Annotated in this window: 16 protein-coding genes; 9 read left to right on the forward strand and 7 right to left on the reverse strand. The window is 65.8% G+C overall.

The annotated features are described in order from the left end of the window. Positions 1-8: 8 nt before the first annotated feature. Genes AmiPiv_RS08425 through AmiPiv_RS08435 form a run of 3 tightly spaced genes read right to left on the reverse strand, consistent with a single transcriptional unit; the run spans position 9 to position 3,418 of the window. A complete protein-coding gene (locus AmiPiv_RS08425) occupies positions 9-1,193 on the reverse strand; it encodes a malate--CoA ligase subunit beta (RefSeq protein WP_340036923.1) in 1,185 nt (394 codons plus the stop codon). A gap of 13 nt (positions 1,194-1,206) precedes the next feature. Beyond that, a complete protein-coding gene (locus tag AmiPiv_RS08430; protein WP_340036924.1) occupies positions 1,207-2,172 on the reverse strand; it encodes an HpcH/HpaI aldolase/citrate lyase family protein in 966 nt (321 codons plus the stop codon). A 55-nt stretch (positions 2,173-2,227) separates the two neighbouring features. Beyond that, complete coding sequence (locus AmiPiv_RS08435) at positions 2,228-3,418, reverse strand: aminotransferase class V-fold PLP-dependent enzyme (RefSeq protein WP_340036925.1); 1,191 nt, start codon at positions 3,416-3,418, stop codon at positions 2,228-2,230. 288 nt (positions 3,419-3,706) lie between these two features. Here AmiPiv_RS08435 and AmiPiv_RS08440 point away from each other — a divergent pair, with 288 nt between their 5' ends. Next, the gene (locus AmiPiv_RS08440) at positions 3,707-4,951 is read left to right on the forward strand and encodes a S41 family peptidase (protein WP_340036926.1); all 1,245 of its coding nucleotides are present in this window, start codon (positions 3,707-3,709) and stop codon (positions 4,949-4,951) included. Between the two features lie 23 nt (positions 4,952-4,974). Here the strand turns inward: AmiPiv_RS08440 and AmiPiv_RS08445 are convergent, their stop codons facing one another. Beyond that, positions 4,975-6,300 (reverse strand): NAD(P)/FAD-dependent oxidoreductase, encoded by a 1,326-nt coding sequence (locus AmiPiv_RS08445; protein ID WP_340036927.1) that lies wholly within the window; start codon positions 6,298-6,300, stop codon positions 4,975-4,977. A 188-nt stretch (positions 6,301-6,488) separates the two neighbouring features. On the opposite strand from AmiPiv_RS08445, the gene AmiPiv_RS08450 reads away from it, so the two are divergent. From AmiPiv_RS08450 to repC, 4 genes are all read left to right on the forward strand, one after another. Then, positions 6,489-6,728, forward strand: a complete 240-nt coding sequence (locus tag AmiPiv_RS08450; RefSeq protein ID WP_340036928.1) for a WGR domain-containing protein — start codon at positions 6,489-6,491, stop codon at positions 6,726-6,728. Between the two features lie 313 nt (positions 6,729-7,041). After that, positions 7,042-8,283: a plasmid partitioning protein RepA gene (gene repA, locus AmiPiv_RS08455; RefSeq protein WP_445206928.1), complete on the forward strand. Its 1,242-nt coding sequence runs from the start codon at positions 7,042-7,044 to the stop codon at positions 8,281-8,283. A gap of 10 nt (positions 8,284-8,293) precedes the next feature. Then, entirely contained in the window at positions 8,294-9,349 is a 1,056-nt protein-coding gene (gene repB, locus AmiPiv_RS08460) for a plasmid partitioning protein RepB (protein WP_340036931.1), read from the forward strand. 259 nt (positions 9,350-9,608) lie between these two features. Further along, positions 9,609-10,817, forward strand: coding sequence for a plasmid replication protein RepC (gene repC / locus AmiPiv_RS08465; RefSeq protein WP_340036932.1), 1,209 nt, complete (start codon positions 9,609-9,611; stop codon positions 10,815-10,817). Between the two features lie 3 nt (positions 10,818-10,820). Here the strand turns inward: repC and AmiPiv_RS08470 are convergent, their stop codons facing one another. Both AmiPiv_RS08470 and AmiPiv_RS08475 read right to left on the reverse strand, forming a co-directional pair. Next, the gene (locus AmiPiv_RS08470; protein WP_340036933.1) at positions 10,821-11,987 is read right to left on the reverse strand and encodes an ATP-binding protein; all 1,167 of its coding nucleotides are present in this window, start codon (positions 11,985-11,987) and stop codon (positions 10,821-10,823) included. 197 nt (positions 11,988-12,184) lie between these two features. Then, positions 12,185-13,423 carry a site-specific integrase gene (locus tag AmiPiv_RS08475; RefSeq protein WP_340036934.1) on the reverse strand — a complete coding sequence of 413 codons (1,239 nt, stop codon included), beginning with the start codon at positions 13,421-13,423 and terminating at the stop codon, positions 12,185-12,187. A gap of 125 nt (positions 13,424-13,548) precedes the next feature. Between AmiPiv_RS08475 and AmiPiv_RS08480 the strand changes: the two genes are divergently transcribed. Together AmiPiv_RS08480 and scpB are read left to right on the forward strand one after the other, a co-directional pair. Next, positions 13,549-14,502, forward strand: coding sequence for a DUF1403 family protein (locus AmiPiv_RS08480; RefSeq protein WP_340036936.1), 954 nt, complete (start codon positions 13,549-13,551; stop codon positions 14,500-14,502). A 35-nt stretch (positions 14,503-14,537) separates the two neighbouring features. After that, entirely contained in the window at positions 14,538-15,254 is a 717-nt protein-coding gene (scpB, locus tag AmiPiv_RS08485) for an SMC-Scp complex subunit ScpB (RefSeq protein WP_445206929.1), read from the forward strand. Positions 15,255-15,370: 116 nt separating this feature from the next. On the opposite strand, the gene AmiPiv_RS08490 is transcribed toward scpB, so the two are convergent. Then, a complete protein-coding gene (locus AmiPiv_RS08490) occupies positions 15,371-16,273 on the reverse strand; it encodes an AraC family transcriptional regulator (RefSeq protein ID WP_340036938.1) in 903 nt (300 codons plus the stop codon). 214 nt (positions 16,274-16,487) lie between these two features. On the opposite strand from AmiPiv_RS08490, the gene AmiPiv_RS08495 reads away from it, so the two are divergent. Together AmiPiv_RS08495 and AmiPiv_RS08500 are read left to right on the forward strand one after the other, a co-directional pair. Further along, positions 16,488-17,543 carry an aromatic ring-hydroxylating oxygenase subunit alpha gene (locus tag AmiPiv_RS08495; protein WP_340036939.1) on the forward strand — a complete coding sequence of 352 codons (1,056 nt, stop codon included), beginning with the start codon at positions 16,488-16,490 and terminating at the stop codon, positions 17,541-17,543. Positions 17,544-17,688: 145 nt separating this feature from the next. After that, positions 17,689-18,690, forward strand: coding sequence for a PDR/VanB family oxidoreductase (locus tag AmiPiv_RS08500; RefSeq protein ID WP_340037305.1), 1,002 nt, complete (start codon positions 17,689-17,691; stop codon positions 18,688-18,690). Positions 18,691-18,740 lie beyond the last annotated feature (50 nt).

The raw sequence follows: 18,740 nt of genomic DNA on the forward strand, positions 1-18,740 counted from the left end.
TGCCTCCCTTAGTTCTTCTTCGATTTGGAATAGGCGCGCATCGCCTCGACCGACTTCTCGGCGGCTTCAGCAAGGGTCTCGGCGACGATCACCTTCTCGCCGGATTCGGCGAGGATGCGGCGGCCTTCCTCGACGTTGGTGCCGGCCAGGCGAACCACCAGCGGCACCTTCACGCCGACCTCGCGGATCGCCTTGATGACGCCCTCGGCCACCCAGTCGCAGCGGTTGATGCCGGCGAAGATGTTGACCAGGATGGTGTCGATGTTCTTGTCGGCAAGCACGGCGCGGAAGGCCTTGGCCACGCGCTCGGGCGAAGCGCCGCCGCCGATGTCGAGGAAGTTGGCCGGCTCGCCGCCGGCGATCTTGATCATGTCCATCGTCGCCATGGCGAGGCCCGCACCGTTGATGATGCAGCCGATGTTGCCGTCGAGGCCGACATAGGAGAGGCCGCGGTCGCTGGCGAAGGTCTCGCGAGGGTCTTCCTGCGACTTGTCGCGCAGCTCCGAGATCTCGGCGCGGCGGAACAGTGCGTTCTCGTCGAAAGACATCTTGGCGTCGAGCGCTATCAGGTTGCCGTCCTTGGTGACGACCAGCGGGTTGATCTCGAGCATCGAGGCGTCGAAGTCGCGGAACACCCGGTAGCAGCCGAGCAGCGTGTCGACGGCCTTGCCGATCAGGTTGTTCTCCAGCCCGAGGCCGAAGGCGATCTCGCGGGCCTGGAACTGCTGCATGCCGGCGCCTGGGTCGACGATGGCGCGGATGATCGAGTCGGGCTGCTTCTCGGCGATCTCCTCGATCTCCATGCCGCCCGAGGCCGAGGCCACGATCATGACGCGCTCCGACTTACGGTCGAGCACGATGCCGAGATAGAGCTCCTGGCGGATGTCGACGGTTTCCTCGACATAGAGGCGCGACACCAGCTTGCCCTTCGGTCCGGTCTGGTGGGTCACCAGCTTGCGGCCGAGCATGGATTCGGCTGCCTCCGACACTTCGTTGTCGGAGCTGCAGATGCGGATGCCGCCGGCCTTGCCGCGGGCGCCGGAGTGGATCTGCGCCTTCACCACCCACTTGTTGCCGCCGATCTCGCTGGCGCGGTAGGTCGCCTGCTCGGGGCTGTAGGCAAGGCCGCCGCGCGGGATCTGCACCGAGTAGCGCGAGAGGAGCTCCTTCGCCTGGTATTCATGGATGTCCATGTAAGGTTCCTCCTCAGTTTGGCAGGCTCGTGCGCGACCGCGCCGACTGCTCGATTGCCTCGTGCATGACCAGGACGTTGCGGGCCATGCGTTCGGATGCTGCGTCGATCATCTTGCCGTCGAGGGCGGCGGCACCCTTGCCCTGCTCCTCGGCCTCCTTCAGCACCTCGATGATGCGGCGCGCCCGGGTGACTTCCTTCTCCGGCGGCGAGAACACGGTGTTCGCCAGCTCGATCTGCGAGGGGTGGATCGCCCACTTGCCCTCGATGCCGAGCGCAGCCGCCCGCTTGGCCGCGGCGATGTAGGCCTCCGGATCGGAGAAATCGCCGAACGGTCCGTCGATGGCGCGCAGGCCATAGGCGCGGCAGGCGACCGTCATGCGCGACAGGGCCGCGTGCCACTGGTCGCCGGGATAGTCGGGGTTGAGGCCGCCGATGCTGACGGTGCGCGCCTTGCAGCTCGCGGCATAGTCGGCGACGCCGAAATGCATGGCCTCGAGCCTGCCGCCATAGGCGGCGATGGCCTCGACATTGGCCATGCCGAGCGCGGTTTCGATCAGAGCTTCCAGGCCGACGCGGGTCTTGAAGCCCTTGGCCGTCTCGATCTGGTTGACCATCGCTTCGACCATGTAGAGGTCGGCCGGCACGCCCACCTTCGGCACCAGGATGGTGTCGAGCCGGTCGCCCGCCTGTTCCATCACGTCGACCACGTCGCGGTACATGTAGTGGGTGTCGAGGCCGTTGATGCGTACCGAGATGGTCTTGCCCTTGGCGCGCCAGTCGATCTCGTTGAGCGCCTGGATGATGTTCTTGCGCGCCCGCTCCTTGTCCGGCGGGGCCACCGCGTCCTCGATGTCGAGGAAGATGTAGTCGGCAGCACCCTCGGCGGCCTTCTTGATCATTTCCGGATTGGAGCCCGGAACGGCGAGTTCGCTGCGCTGCAGGCGCAGCTTGCGCAGGTGGTGGATTGTGTGGCTCATCTGTTCTCCTCCCTTGATGCGCCGCGTGTCCTTCGGGGACGCGCGGCGCTGGCGCTCAGGCCGCTTTGGCGATGGCCGGCTGCGCCGACAGGCGGTAGTGTTCGAGGGCCGCACCCACGCCGGAGCCCGGCTGGATCTTCACGCCGACGTCGCGCAGCGCCATTTCGGCCGCCGAGATCGCGCCGCACATCATCACTTCGTTGACCCAGCCGAGGTGGCCGATGCGGAAAACTTTGCCGGCTACCTTGTTGAGGCCCACGCCCAGCGAGGTCTGGTAGCCGTGGTAGGCGCGGCGGACGACCTCGGCGCTGTCGATGCCTTCGGGCACCAGGATGGCGCTGACCGTGTCGGAGTGCCATTTGGCTTCCTTGGCGCAGAGCTTCAGGCCCCAGGCGTCGACCGCCTTGCGCACGCCCGTCGCCAGCCGGTTGTGGCGCTCGAAGATGTTGTCGAGCCCTTCTTCCTCGATCAGGTCGAGGGCGGCGCGCAGGCCGCGCAGCAGCTGCACTGCAGGCGTGTAGGGGAAGTAGCCGGTGTCGTTGGCGCGGATCTGGTCTTCGAAGGAGAAGTAGCAGCGCTTGTGGCCGGCGGTCTTGGCAGCGGCGAGCGCCTTCTGGCTGACCGACAGGAAGCCGAGGCCGGGCGGCAGCATGAAGCCCTTCTGCGAACCGGAGACGGCGCAGTCGACGCCCCACTCCTCCTGGCGGAAGTCGATCGAGCCAACCGACGAGACGCCATCGGCGAACAGCAGCGCGGGGTGCTTGGCGGCATTCAGGGCGGCGCGCACGGCACCGACATCGCTGGTGACGCCGGTCGCGGTCTCATTGTGGGTGACGAAGACCGCCTTGATGCGGTGTTCCTTGTCCTTGGCGAGACGGTCGGCATAGACCTCGACCGGAACGCCGGTGCCCCACTCGGCATCGACCACGTCGACGTCGAGGCCGAAGCGCTCGCACATGTCGACCCAGAGATGCGAGAACTGGCCGAAGCGCGACATCAGCACGCGGTCACCAGGGCTGAGCGTGTTGGTGATCGCCGATTCCCAGGCGCCGGTGCCCGAGGACGGGAAGATGAAGACACGGCCGGTCTCGTTGCGGAACACCTTCATCAGGTCGGCGAACACGCCGCGAGTGAAGGTCGGATAGTCCGGGGCGCGCATGTCCTCCATGGGCATGTTCATCGCCTGGCGGACGATTTCCGGAACATTGGTCGGTCCTGGAACGAAGAGGTGATTGAAGCCGGCCATGTAATGTCCTCCCGAAGATTGCTCAGGGCGCCGTGCCCTTTCTATGGCTTTCGGGAGCATGATCGGTTTTGCCCCAGTCCCTCACAACACCTGTCGGGATAGAATCGCGGACCTTTGGGCGTTGGGCTCTGCCTACACTTTCAGAGGTGCGGGCAACCGTTCGGATAGGACGGACCCTACCCGGCGACCACTCCGCCGGCCTCACGGAATGTTGTCATCCGGGCCACGCATTCCGACGTAGGATCGGCCGGAAAAGGCCTGGCTGAAAGGCGCGGGACACGGATCGACATGCCCCTCAGATCGGTTGCACTAGCGTTTCTGCTGATGCTCGCACCGGCGCAGGCCGTGCCGGCCGAGGCGATGAAATCCGGCCAGCCGGTGTTCGACCGCGCCGTCGCGCTGGTGCTCGACAACTACCATGACACTTCGGCGCTCGAGCGCCTCAAGGCGGCCGTCGCCCGGGAGGTCGAGGACGCCAACGCACCGCTGACGGCCGGCAGTTCCGAAGTCCGGGTCGACCGGGCGATCGATGCCGTGTTGGCCAGCCTTGGCGGATCGCATACCGGCCGCTTCCGTCCGGACCAGATCGCCTATTTCGAGCTTGCCGACATATTCCGCTTTGCCATCCGCCACGACCTGCGGCGGCTGTTTCCGCCCGACGGGGAAGTCAGCTATCCCGGCATCGGCATGATCGTGCGGCCGGTCGACGGCGCGCTGTTCGTCAGCGATGTCTATGACGGTTCGCCGGCCGACCGGGCCGGCGTCCTGGTCGGCGACGAGGTCGTGTCGGTCGATGGCACGCCCTACCGGGAGATTGCATCCTTCGCGGACAGGGTGGGTCGGGATGTCGAACTCCGGCTGCGCCGGAGCGCCGGTGCGGCGCCGATCAGCGTCAAGGTCGCGGTCGAGCGGCTGCGGCCGCTGCGGACCTTCGAGACGGCGATCAGGGACAGCATCGACGTCAAGGAGTACGACGGCAGGAAGGTCGGCTATGTCAGGCTTTGGACGTTGTCGGCGCCGGACGGTCTCGACGTCGTGGCCCGGGAAATCGCCGACGGCCGGCTCAAGAATGCGGACGGACTGATCGTCGACCTGCGCGGCCGCTGGGGCGGCGGCCCCTCCGATGCGGCCGAGCTATTTGTCGGCGATACGCCGACGTTCCGTCTCATCCCCCGCAACGGCGAAGACGACTTCGCCAATGTGCGCTGGCGGCGGCCGGTGGTCGGCATCATCGACGAGGGCGCCCGAAGCGGCCTCGAGCTCTTCGCCTATGCACTGCAGGCAAACGGCATTCCGCTCGTGGGGTCGCGCACCGCGGGCGCGCTGCTGGCCGGGCGGGCCTATCTTTTGCCCGACGACAGCCTGCTGGAAATCGCCGTTGCCGACGCCGTCATCGGCGACGACTTACGCCTGGAAGGGATCGGCGTCGAACCCGACATAGCTGTGGCAGCCCCCCTGCCCTACGCCGCCGGCCGGGATCCGCAGCGCGACGCCGCCGTCACCGAGATGCGGCGTATGCTCTCCGGCGGCTGACGCGCCCGGCTGCCCGGCCGGAACTAGACGCCAGTCGTCGGGCGATGTTTGGTGCCGTCGATAAAGCGTTCGTAACGGAAGGCCGTCGGATCGACGATCGGCGCATCGCCGGTGACGAGGTCGGCGGCCAGCCTGCCCGCTGCCGGTCCGATGCCGAAGCCGTGGCCGGAAAAGCCGGTGGCCAGCACCAGGCCCGGAAGCGACTGCACCGGGGCAATGACCGGGATGGCGTCCGGCATGGCGTCGATGAAGCCCGCCCAGCGCTGCACCGTCGGTACGCCCTTGAGCACCGGGAAGACCTTTTCCATGTTGGCGCGCGCCTCGTCCAGCGGGGCGACGGCCGGGGGCGGATCGAGCGTGCGGTGCCGTTCGTAGACGCTCCCCTCCCCTGCCAAAGCGGGGGTAAGGCCCCAGGGCCCGGTGACGAAATCGCCGAAGCGCAGACTGACCGATCGCCATTCGCGCGACAATATCGGCAGGAAATCGCCTAGATAGCGGAAGCTGTCCGGGATCAGGTGGTGGTAGCTGATCATGCCATTGGCAATGGTGTAGCCGCCGTCGAGCCGCTTGCGGTAGGCAAAGCCCTCGGTCCAGGCAGCGCCGTCGGGCCCGCCCTCGACGGGAGCCGTCCGCATCACCGAGGCCCGCACGGAAAGCTGCGGCAGCCGGATTCCGAGGTCGCGACACAGCCGGCTCGACCAGGCGCCGCCTGCGACCACCACCGTGCTCGCGCGGATCAGGCCGTGTTCGGTGACGACGCCGGAAACGCGGCCGCCCGCCGTCTCGATTCCGCGCACGGCGCAGTTCTGCAGGATCGACGCCCCTGCCCTTTGTGCCGCCCGGGCGATCGCGGGAGCCGCCTTCTGGGGCTCGGCGCGGCCGTCGCTCGGCGTATGCAGGGCAGCGCGGAAGGTCTTCCGCGCGCCGGGCATCAGGTCGGCCAGTGCCCTCCCCTCGATCATCGTCGAATCGAGGGCGTAGTCGCCGGCGTTCCTCACCCACTCGGCGTGATGCTCGACGTCGCTCTCATCCTGGCAGAGATAGAGGATGCCCGTCTTGCGGAAGCCGACGTCCTCGCCGACCAGTTCTTCGATGTCGTCCCAGATCTCCAGGGCTTCGACGATCAGCGGCAATTCGCGCGGGTCGCGGCCCATGCGCCTGCACCAGCCCCAGTTGCGGCTCGACTGCTCGCCCGCGACATGGCCCTTTTCGCAGAGCACGACCGAGACGCCCCGTCTGGCCAGGAACAGCGCCGTGCTCACGCCGATGATGCCGCCGCCGATGATGACGACATCGGCGATCGGTGGCTGGATGTCCCCTGCAGGTACCGGATCGACCGGAGGCCCCATCTGCGTCTTCCCTCGCCTCAGCGTCGGCGTGACGTGTGGGTGATTCCCGCCGAATTGCGTCAAGACATACCGCGGCGAGGTTGGCGTGGAAAAGCCGCCTCGGCCATCAGCGGCGTGAATCGTTCACACCTGATCGATTCAGGAGTTTCATTGGACGACGGGCATGTTGGGAAGCGATTCTCCGGCGCATGCAGCAGCCCGCCCTCCATCTCCAGCGTCGCGATCCGACCCGCAACATGGCGCGGTTCTACCGCCTGTCGATCGAGCCGACCTTGTTCGGCGACGTCGCGCTGGTGCGTGAATGGGGGCGCATAGGGACCCACGGCCGGCGAAGGCTCGACCTGTTTACGAACGGCCATGAAGCCGATAGGGCATTGCGCGTCCTGTCCGCAGCCAAGATCCGGCGCGGCTACCGCGAGCTGGGTTGACAGCTGTCAACGCGACCGAGCGGTCGTTGTTCACTGCGAGAAGAGCGCCGCCGCCCCAATGGTTAACTTCCGTTAACTATAAACAAGTTGACTCGACTCGGGCTCTTCAGCACCCTTGTTACGGTAATTCATCGTAATTCGATGCGTCCGGCGTAACCGCTTCATCATTCCGTTATCCACGCTCCGCCACGTAAAAATCCGCGAGGGCGTAACCCGGATTCGGATTCGGCGGCGAATCGGCGCATAGATCGTAGCAAGGCGTTTGGTGCACGTCGCGAAAGCGCGTGCGGGAACGCCGAGAGGGGACCAAGACTTGGCTGGTGCAGTTCAAACACGCGTGGATAGTGTAGGCGAGGAGGCCGTGGCGACCGACCGCGCCATAGCCCACGATGCCGAGATGTTGTCGGCACAACTGCAGGCGATGCGCGACAGGTTGTTTTCGCCAACGTCGAAGAAGGTGCTGCGCAAGTTCTCCAGCGGCGAGGCGGCGCGCATGATCGGCGTCTCTGACGGCTATCTGCGCCAGCTTTCCATCGCCGGCGAAGGCCCGCAGCCCGAGACAGGGGCAGGGGGGCGTCGCTACTACGCGCTCGGCGACATCAACGCGCTGCGCCGGCACCTCGCGGAGCAGAATCCGTCCAAGGGCAGGCACTATCTCCCGCATCGCGACGAGACGCGCGGCGAGCACCTGCAGGTCATCGCCGTCACCAACTTCAAGGGTGGTTCGGGCAAGACCACGACGAGCACCCATCTCGCCCAGCACCTGGCGCTGGCGGGCTATCGCGTGCTCGCCATCGACCTCGATCCGCAGGCGTCGATGTCGGCGCTGTTCGGCTACCAGCCGGAGCTGGACCTCAACGGCAACGATACGCTCTACGGCGCGATCCGTTATGACGACGAGCGCCGGCCGCTCGCCGACGTCATCCGCCGCACCTATTTCGACGGCCTCGACCTCGTGCCGGGCAATCTCGAACTGCAGGAGTTCGAGCACACCACTCCGCAGATGCTGGCAGGACGCCAGGCCGGCGACGGCAAGCCGATGTTCTTCGCCCGCGTGCAGGCGGCGCTGCAGACGGTCGCCGGCGACTACGACGTGGTCGTCATGGACTGCCCGCCGCAGCTCGGCTTCCTGACCCTGTCGGCGCTGTGCGCCGCAACCTCTGTGCTGGTGACCATCCACCCGCAGATGCTCGACGTGGCGTCGATGAGCCAGTTCCTGTTCATGACCGCCGATCTTCTGTCGGTGGTGCGCGAGGCCGGCGGCGAGCTCAATTTCGACTTTATGCGCTACCTGATCACCCGTTACGAGCCCAATGACGGCCCGCAGACTCAGATCGTCGGTTTCCTACGTTCGCTGTTCGGCGACCGGGTGCTGACGGCGCCGCTGGTCAAGTCCACCGCGTTCTCCGATGCCGGCCTGACCAAGCAGACGCTCTACGAGGTGGCGCGCGAGAGCTTCAGCCGCGCCACCTACGATCGCGCCATGGAGTCGTTGACAGCTGTCAACGGCGAAATCGAGGGCCTCATGCTCAAGGCCTGGAACCGGGCGGCGTGAGGAGGCTGGCATGGCAGTGAACCGCAAGGACCAGCTCAAGGCTCTGTTCGGCACCATGGACCCGGCGCCGGCGGCCGCTGCGCCGACCGAGAAGGCGCCGGAAACCAAGTCGGCCGAAGCCGAATTTTCGCGTCCGCGCAGCGCCTCGGGCGCCGTCAAGGCGATGGGGCTTTCGCTCGGCGGGCTGTCCAGGGAGATCGAGGAGGCGCGCAAGCTCAAGGAGAGCCTCGACAGCGCCGAACGTGTCGCCAAGATCGACACTGCGGTCGTCGAAACCTCCTTCGTCACCGACCGGCTCGACCATGGCGGCCACGACGGTGATTTCGAGGCGCTGGTGGCGAGCATCGAGCAGACCGGCCAGCAGGTGCCGGTGCTGCTCAGGCCGCATCCGGAGAAGCAGGGGCGCTACCAGACGGCTTATGGCCATCGCCGCGTGCGCGCGGCGGGCCGCCTGGGCATCCCCGTGCTGGCGATCGTGCGGCCGCTCTCCGACATCGAGCTGGTGCTCGCCCAGGGCAAGGAAAACAGCGAGCGGCGCGACCTCTCCTTCATCGAGCGGGCGCTCTTTGCGCATGAGCTGATCGCCCGAGGTTTCGAGCGTGGCGTCGTCCAGGACGCGCTGTCGCTGCACAAGGCCGAGATGACACGCTTCCTGCAGGTCGCCGACGCCGTGCCCGAGCACATCGTCCGCGCCATCGGCGCCGCCCCCAAGATCGGTCGCCCGCGCTGGATGGCGCTGGCGGAGCTCTTGAAGAGCGAGGCGGCGCGGGTGAAGGCGCAGGACGAGATCACTAGCGCGCGCTTCCGCGAGGCGGATAGCGACGAGCGCTTCAACCTGCTGTTCACGCGGCTGCGGCGCAAGACTGTTGCGGCAGGCGGCGGCTCCCGTGCCATCCTCGACGGACAGGGCAGGGCGGTCGCCCATCTGACCGTGTCGAAAGGCAAGGCGCGTGTCGATTTCGTGGAGAAGCTTGCCGACGGTTTCGAGGATTTCCTGGGCGAGGAACTGCCCAGGCTTTGGGAAAGGTTCAGCCAGGAGCGCGGCAACGCGGCCGGCGGAAAATAGTTTTGTCCACTCCCGCCGAAGCGGGCGCGTGCCTAGAGCCCGCGCCCCGGCAAAGGTGGAGCGTAGTGCGTAAGCGTCGAAGGCGTAGAGGATTGGAAAGAACAGGATAACCGGCAAGAAAAAGGCCCCCGAAACGTCGCCATTCCGGAAGCCCTCATCAATGTAGCGATTGTGAGAGAATCATTTCCGGGCCGACTTGTCAACCACCGGGCACGTTCCGGAGTACCTTTGGCTTGCCTCCGAGTGAGGTAGACGAGGAATGATCGAGCACATCTCGACGACGCCCTTCGGGCGGCGGTCGCTGTCGCTTGCCATGATGGCAGGACAGATGGCGGCTGACAGCTGCGCGCCTGGCGCCAGCGCCAACAAATGGCAAGTCTTCCGCGCCGTCTGCGAAGCCAAGGCGATGCTTGGCGCCAGCGATCGCGCGCTTGCCGTGCTGAATGCACTGCTGAGCTTCCATCCCGACACGGATCTCATGGAAGGGGAGGGGTTGGTGGTGTTCCCATCCAACGCACAGCTGGCCCTGCGTGCCCACGGCATGGCGCCGGCGACGCTCAGGCGACACCTTTCGGTGCTCGTCGAGTGCGGCCTGGTGGTGCGCCGCGACAGCCCCAATGGCAAGCGTTACGCCCGCAAGGGGCATGACGGCGAGATCGAGCGGGCTTTCGGCTTCGACCTCATGCCGCTTCTGGCGCGTGCCCAGGAGTTCGAGCGCATGGCCGAGACCGTGCGGGCCGAAAGGCGGGCGCTGCTGCTCGTGAAGGAGCGCATCACCATCCTGCGCCGCGACATCGCCAAGATGATCGCCTTGGGCCTCGAGGAAGGCATAGCGGCCGACTGGCAGCGGCTGCACCTGCATTATCGCGAGATCGTCGTTGGGATTCCGCGCACGGCAAGCCGCATTGAGCTGGAGCCGATCGCCGCCGAACTCGCAGCACTTGCCCAAGAGGTGCGCAAGACGCTGGAAAGTCACGTGAAAAGTGAAAAAACAAGCGCCAATGAGTCTCATTTTGAGCGCCACATACAGAATTCAAATCCAAACCACCATGAACTTGAACCCGGCCTAGAAAAAGGCCACGGACCGGCCGCCGCGCCAAAATCGGAGGTGAAGAGCCAGCCGCCGACGGGTTATCCGCTTGGCATGGTGCTGCGCGCCTGCCCGGACATTGCCGACTATGCCCGCAACGGCATTTCCGGCTGGGGCGAGCTGGTCGAAACGGCAAATCTGGTGCGCGGCGCGCTTGGCGTCAGCCCGGATGCGTGGAACCAGGCCTGCGAGGCGATGGGGGCGGTGGATGCCGCGATCATGGTGGCGGCGATGCTGCAGAAGGGCGAGGCGATCTCCAGCCCCGGCGGCTACCTGCGCAGCCTGACTGCCAAGGCGCGCGCCGGCGAATTCTCGATCGGCCCGGTGCTCATGGCGCTGCTGCGAGGCAGGGGAGGGGCCCAGTCCAAGGCCGGATAGGCGTCAGCGTAGCCTTGCAAGCTCCGCGCCGACTGCCGTCAGCGGCATGGTCTCGACGTCGTGGGGCAGCGGGTAGCTCTCCGTGCCGGGATAGATGAGGATGCGCCGGTCCGGCCTGATGTCTTCGGCCGCTAGATGGAATCCTTTTTCGACCTTTGGCGCTAGGCTGCGCTTGATTTCGATTGCCCAGACGGTCGAGCCGGGCAGGGTGAGCAGGACGTCGATTTCGGCGCCGGCCGAGGTCCGGTAGAAATTTATCTGCGTGCCTTCAGGGGCAGCGGCCGACAGGGTCTCGATGACGAAGCCTTCCCAACTGCCGCCGGCGACGGGATGGCCGAGGAGCTGTTCCTGCGTGCCGAGCCCGAGAAGCGCATGGGTGAGGCCGCTGTCTCGGACATAGATCTTGGGCGACTTGACCAGCCGCTTGGAAACATTGGCTTGCCAGGGTTCGAGCCGGCGGACGAGCAGCAGGTCGACGAGAAGGTCGAGATAGGCGGCGACCGTCTTGCCGTCGACGCCCAGCGCACGGGCGAATTCGGCGGCATTGAGCAGGCCTGACTGGTGGTGGGCGAGCATGGTCCAGAAGCGGCGCAGGGTTTCGGCCGGAATGCGCGGCCCGAGCATCGGGATGTCGCGCTCGAGATAGGAGCGGATGAAATCCTGCCGCCAGCGCAGGCTGGCCCGGTCGCTCGGCGCAAGAAAGCTTTCCGGAAAGCCGCCGCGCACCCATAGTGAGGAAACCTCCTGCGGGACGACTTCGAGACCGTCGAGCGGATGCATTTCCAGATAGGCGATGCGGCCGGCCAGCGTTTCGCTCGACTGCTTCATCAGGTCGATGGAGGCGGAACCGAGCAGCAGGAAACGTCCTGTCCGCAGGCCGCTGCGGCGGCCACGGTCGATCAGTCCGCGCAGGTTCTGGAACAGGCCAGGAAGGCGGTGGACCTCGTCGAGGATGACGAGCTTGTCCTCATGGCTGGTCAGATAGAGTTCCGGCTCGGCCAGCTTGGCGCGATCGGCATCGGATTCGAGGTCCAGATAGATCGACGGTCGTGTCTCGGCGATCTGCAGCGCCAGCGTGGTCTTGCCGACCTGGCGCGGGCCGAGCAGGGCCACGGCGGGCGAGATGTCGAGCAATTCGAGGACTTCAGGGGCTATTCTGCGCGTGATCATCCTTGCATTTATGGAAGGTAGTTCCAGATTTGCAAGGAAAAACAGATTGCGGAGTCGTCAACAGGCCGTTGACGGGTACAACAGGTTCAGCCGTCGGATTCGAACCGGCAGGGGAGGGCGGCCAGCAAATTCCGAACAGACTGCTTCCCGAGGCACCGAAGAGTTCCTCGAGTGAAACCGCTTGAGTTAGTTCCTGTCTAGAGACCGCTCGCCTTGGTCAGGTTGACGCGGAACCGGTCGCGGCGGCGCTGGTACTTGCGGGTCATTTCGGCACTGGCGTGGCCGAGCTGCTTCTGCACGTGGCGCTCTTCGACCTCGGCCGAAGAGGCGAGGCCGGCGCGCAGCGAATGACCGGCGAAACTTTTGGCGCGCTCGCCCTCGGCCAGGTCGCCACGCACGCCGGCGGCGAGGGCGGTGCGCTTGACCAAACGCGCCACTTCCTGGTCGTTGAGCCGCTCGGCGCCGACCTTTTTCCCCTGGCCGGTCACACGGCGAAATAGGGGGCCGTGGCCGATGCGGGCGAATTTGAGCCAGGTTTCCAGCGCCACCACGGGACATGTGGCGTCGGACGAGCCGCGGCCGATTTCGACCTCGCGCCAGCCGGTTTTCCCACGCAGCGTTGCCAGGATGCCCTTCTCGAAGAACTCGATCCAGCCCGAAGCATCCTGGGTCTGGTCGCGGCCGACGTCGAGGCCGACGATTTCGGAGCGGCGCAGGGCGCCGGCAAAGCCGATCAAAAGCATGGCGCGGTCGCGCAGGCCTCGCAAAGTGCCGCGCTCGAGGGTCTCCAGCATGGCGATCAGGTCCTCGGGCAGAATCGCTTCCTTTTGCCGGGGTGGCCGGGCATGGCTGTTGCGGATGCCGGCCATGACCGTCGCGATGGCGCGGTGCTTGCGTTCGAGGACAAGGCCGCGCTGCCCATAGTTCCAGGACAGCGACGACAGGCGCCGTTCGATGGTCGACACGGCATCCTTGCGGCCGGTGCCGTCGCCCGAGGCACAGGCGGTGACATAGAGCCCGATCATTTCGGGATCCGGCGGCAGTGGGGCAAAGCCCTGACGGCGGGCCCAGGCACTGAAATGCTTCCAGTCGGCGGCATAGGCACGGCGGGTATTGGTCGAACTTGCGGCTTCGACGTAGCCGCGGGCGCGCTCGGCAAGGCTTTCCAGATGGGCCGGCATGGTCGGGATACGGGCGGACGTTCCAGCTTCTCCTGCCACCAGGGGAGGGGAGGGGGCATCAAGAGCCGTCGTCTCCGGGACACTTTCGAACGGATCCCTGCCCATCGCCATCACTACGTCGACGATGTCGGGAAGGTCGGTGGCACGATCGACGGCGGGTTTCTCGTCCCGAAACGCGTTTTCGGGAGCACGCTGTCGTCGAGCCGAGCCTTGCACGGGACGGTTTTCGGGGTTCTGATCGATGGGAGCGGCCATTTCGTGCATGAATCAAATAATGAACGATAAGGCAACATTATCAGTCATTATAGGGACAAGACAAGCTGTGCGTTTTGGCTGCTAAGTGCTGGTCAAAACCGCACGAGCCAAATACGCTTGCGCATATGAGTCGGCCCTCTACAGCCTCTGTCGCAACACTCCAGCCACCCGCCGTGCCCGCCTGGGCGACGCCGCGCGGGCCGGTCGACGATGCGGCGGAGGTTGCGTTCCTGGCCGGGGCTGCGCTGGCGTCGCTCGATCAGCTGGTGCGGTCGGCGCCGGCCTGGGCCGGTGGCTGGCGCCAGCGCCTGGCGCTGAAAAGTGCCGCGAGCGCCTGCCGGCTTGCGGGCCGCGGCGAGGGTGAGGCGGCCCTGCGCGATGCCTGGCACCTGCGCAAGGGGAATGACGATCCCGGTCCCGGCGGTTCCATCCTGGCTGCCTTTCGGCAGCTGGCGGCGCGGCCGGCGGCGATTGATGTGGACGGCCTGGCCTGGGTGGTGGAGCGCCTCGGCCTGCGTTGGGAGGACGCTTTCGCCAACATCCCCAAGGCTTTCGCCAAATTGACCCGGACCGGACCGGCGGCACCGTTTGCGGCGGCGGCGATGATGCGGCACGTGTTGGAAAGCGCGCCCATGGCGGAGTTGCTGGCCTGGTGGCTGGGCGATGTGATGGTGGCGGCAAAGCTGCACTGGCCGCGGCCGGTGCCGCTGTTGATGGCGCAGGCCTTTTCCCCGGCATTTCGCGCTGCCGACGGGCGTGGCAGTCGGCTGAAGCCGGGCGAGGAGAACTTCGAGCGAGCGCTGTGCCTGGCGCTGGCACAAGCGGCCGCCGAATCGGGCCGGCTGGCGGCAGACATGTCCCGACGGGCCGAGCGGCTGCAAAGCGTGGCGCCAAAACTGCGCGCTAAGGGGGCCGCGGACGCGATCGCGAGGCTGCTCGACGATGATGCCGTGCCCGGAACGTTTTCGACCAAAAGCTTGTCGCGATTTGCGGCGCGTCGGCTCTTCGAGCGGCTCACGGCATTCGAGGCGGTCAGGGAGCTCTCTGGCCGACCGGCGTTCAAGCTCTACGGGCTCTGACGATGTCCGACCGCCCGACACAGAATGGGGAACACATGCGGCCGGGCGGTCGTGGATCACATGGCCGTCTCCTGGACAACGAGCTCGAGCACCTTCCGGCGGAGCTGCGCTGGCGCGAATGGATGGGGCGGGTCGAAGCGGTGATCTTTGCATCGAGCGAACCGGTGGGGCGCGAGGTGCTGGCGCGGGTGGTCGGCAAGGATTGCAACCTCGACCTCGTCATCGACGACATTCGCGCCGAGCTTGCGGGCAGGCCTTACGAACTGGTGGCGGTGGCCGGTGGCTGGCAGCACCGGACGAAGAAGGCGTTTGCCGACGTCATCCGCGCCGCCAGCGGACAGACGCGTGATTTCCGGCCGCTGTCGCAGCTGGAGGCGCTGGTGGTGACGGCGATCGGCTACTTCCAGCCGATCACCCGCGCCGAGTTGTCCACCCTGTTCGGCAAGGAGGTCAGCCGCGACCTGATCGCCAGCCTGCGGGCACTGGACCTTATCGCGTCGGGCCCGCGCTCGCCGCAGCTCGGCGCGCCCTACACCTATGTGACGACCAAGCACTTCCTGTCGGCCTTCGGTCTCGAGACGCTGCGCGACCTGCCAGATTTCGAGGCTCTCGAGGATGCCGGTCTGCTCTCGAGGGACAGGCTGCCGGGCGGCGAGATGCCGGTTGCGATGGCGGATGGCGACGTGGATGAGAACACTGCCTCCAACCTGTCGCAGACGGCGGATGATGCAGATCTGCAAGAGCGTACATGACGCCGGGTAGATTTATCGATCAGGTGCGGAGCAGCTGCAGGTGCAATCCATCACCGCTGAGCATGGTTTCGTTCACGCTGAACTTGCCGGGCCGGCGGTCGGAGATCAGCGATACCTCATCGCTGAATTTCATGACTTTGGCCATCGGCGATCTGCAGGATCGTCTTTGTGCCTGACAGCGCCATGCCATAGGCGGTGTCGCCGGCGCCCTCGGCGACATCGCTCGCCACGCGGTAGCCCTTGTTCGCACGCACCTGGCGTGGCGACATGCCGAATTGCTCCGATATCTGCCGGGAGAAGTGGAACGGGTTCTTGTAGCCGCACTGGTAGGCGATATCGGAGATGGGCAGCCCTGTCTGCAACAGTAGGAAATGACCGCGCGCCGCCCGCACCTGCCACAGGTAGCGGACGGGCGTCACACCGACATGTTTTCGGAATGACGAGACCAGATGCTGGGGCGTCACCCCGACGAGCGCCGCAAGGCGGTCGACGGTGATCTCCTTCTCGTAATTCTCGTCCATGTAGAAACGCGCACGCAGCACCGAGCGCGGCGTAAGCCGCTCCTGCTCGGACATCTGGGCCTCGTGGAAATAGGCAAGGAAGATCGTTTCGCCCAGCGCATTGCGCAAAAGATTAAGGTTGGAGCTTGAGCCAGCGCCGAGCTCCACGCCAAGTCGCTGGAGGGCTTCGATCCGTTGCGACAACGCTATGCGCGACGGCAGCGAGCGCAGCCGCATAGCGATAGCTTCTGCGACTTCCCCGGCATAGCCTTCGCACCAGCTTACGCGGGTGTTGCGACCCTCGGCATATTCGATGAACAAGCGGTGTTCGTTGCGGAAGAAGCCGCAGCTGCGCGGACCCAGCATGGTTTCGCTGTCGTCCGAGAAGACGCGCGCCTTGCCTTCGTGAATGATGAGCAGAGTGACGTAGCGGTCTTTCAAAGGACCGTAGACGCCGCCTGCCGGGTAAATCGCCTCGCCGAATGCGAAGCCGCGACCACTATCGATGAATGGGTGCATAGCCGGGATCCCGCTTGCTGATCCACGTCCTTTCCTAGCACGCTCGAACCGCCGGTCAAAGGCAAGATGAGCATGATCTTAATTGCAGATATGCATTCGGCCGCTGGAGGCATTCCGCGAAAATGGGGGCTGCGGAATACTCTCTCCATCACCGGGCACGACCGAGAGGTTCAGCTCGGACAAGCCAGCAAGACGCATCTTCGGGAGGGAAAACGTGTTTCTGCCAGCCGATCATTCCAAGACCAGAAACGACCTTCCGCGCGGCTGCACCTTCGCTGCCGGCGACTGGCACATCCTCGCTTCCTTCTGGCATCCCGTCGCTTTCGCCCACGACATCGCCGACAAGCCGGTGCGTGCAAAACTGCTCGACGTCGACCTGGTGATCTACCGGACGTCGGCCGGCATCACGGTGGCGCGCGACCTCTGCCCGCATCGCGGCACGCGCATCAGTGCGGGCTGGATGGCCGACGACCAGATCGTCTGCCCGATGCACGGGCTGCATTTCGGACATGACGGCGCCTGCTCGAAGATCCCGTCGATCGCTAACTCCGAAGGCCGCATCCCGCCCAAGCTCAGGCTCGAAACCTATGCCTCGCTCGAGCGCTACGGCATCGTCTGGGCATGCCTCAAGGGCAAGGCGACATGGCAGCTCCCGGAATGGGAAGGCATTTCGAATCCCGATCTCAGGAAGGTATATGTACCGGAGGGCACCTGGTACGCGGCGGCGAGCCGTCATGTCGAGAATTTCAACGATGTCGCCCATTTCCCCTGGGTGCATACCCAGAGCTTCGGCGGCAGCACGGCCGATCCGATCCCGCCCTACGATGTCGAGCAGACCGATTACGGCCTGCGCTTCGAACTGCCCTACCACGAAGGCTTCAACCGCTTCGACGACGGGGTCGGGGGTGACGAGCGTGACGTGGTCTACACTTATGAGCTGACCTATCCGTTCTCGACGCTGATCAAGATCGCGCCGCAGGGTTCCGACTATGTCGTCTACTTCGCCGACACGGTCTGCCCGGTGTCGGCGCGTGAAACACGCATCTTCCAGCTGATGACCGACACAACCGGCGATCCGGACGCAGACTACTGGATCAAGGACGCCCTGCTCATCAACGACGAGGACAAGCCGATGGTGGAGGAGCAGCACCCGGAGGACCTGCCGCTCGACCTCACCGAGGAGATCCATGTGCCGTCGGACCGGATGTCGCTCGAATATCGCCGCGGGCTCGTCCGCAGGTTCGGCCTCGGCGCGCCCATTGCGAGTTGATCGCGCGCCGCCATCGCAACTGGAGACATCAGGAAGTGACCATGTCCGTCCGGTTTGAAAACCCATTCCCCGGCTATCTGGCGTCCGTTCGATCCGGCGCGCAGCCAAGCCGGGCAACGCAGCAGTGGGAGCGTGCGTCTTGACCATGGCCGTTCCGACGACCGGGCTCGTGCCCGCCCCTGCGGCAAAAGCCAACGCGAGACTGCGCCTGCACATCGCAAGCAAGCGGATCTGCGCAGAGGGTATCGCCGCCCTTGACCTTGTCTCGCCGGACGGTACCGAACTGCCGGCCTTCACGGCCGGCTCGCACATCGACCTCTACCTGCCCGGCAGGTTCACGCGGCAATATTCGCTGCGCAACGACCCGCGCGAGCGCCACCGCTACGCGATCGGGGTTCTGCGCGAGCCCGGCGGACGCGGCGGGTCGGCCTGCGTGCACGACCGGCTGAATGCCGGCGACCTCATCGAGACAAGCCTCCCGCGCAACGCCTTCGCGCTCGACGAGACGGCGCCGTTCTCGCTGTTGCTGGCGGGAGGCATCGGCGTCACGCCGATCCTGGCCATGGCTCACAGACTTTCGGCCCTTGGGCAAGATTTTGAGTTCCATTACTGCGCGCGCAGCGCCGGCCGCATGGCTTTTCGCAATGAGATCGAGACCACGCTGTTTGCCGACAAGGTGCGGTTCCACCTCGACGATGGCCCGACTGCGCAACTGCTGGATCTGGACAGGTTGCTCGCACGCCGGCCCGAGGGCGCGCATCTCTATGCCTGCGGTCCGTCCGGCTTCCTCGATGCCGTCATCGCCAGGGCGAAGCCTGCGTGGCCGGCGGAGGCGGTGCATCGCGAGTATTTCGCCAACACCGCCCCGAAGCCATCATCTGGCGACCAGCCGTTCACCGTCCGGCTCGCGCGCGAAGGCCGCAGCTTCGAGGTGGCGCCGGGGCGCAGCATCGTCGAGGTGCTGAGCGAGAACGGCATCGACATACCGGTGTCCTGCGAACAAGGCATCTGCGGCACATGCGTGACCCGGGTCATCTTGGGGGAGCCCGATCATCGCGACCTGGTGCTGACTGACAAGCAGCGTGTCGACCACATGACGCCGTGCTGCTCGCGAGCGCGAAGCGCCGAACTGGTGCTGGATCTCTAGCGGCAGGGAGGAAGCGGACGCGAGACCAAGCGACGACCAGGCAGCGACCG

The organism is Aminobacter sp. Piv2-1 (assembly GCF_037625995.1).
GTDB lineage: Bacteria > Pseudomonadota > Alphaproteobacteria > Rhizobiales > Rhizobiaceae > Aminobacter.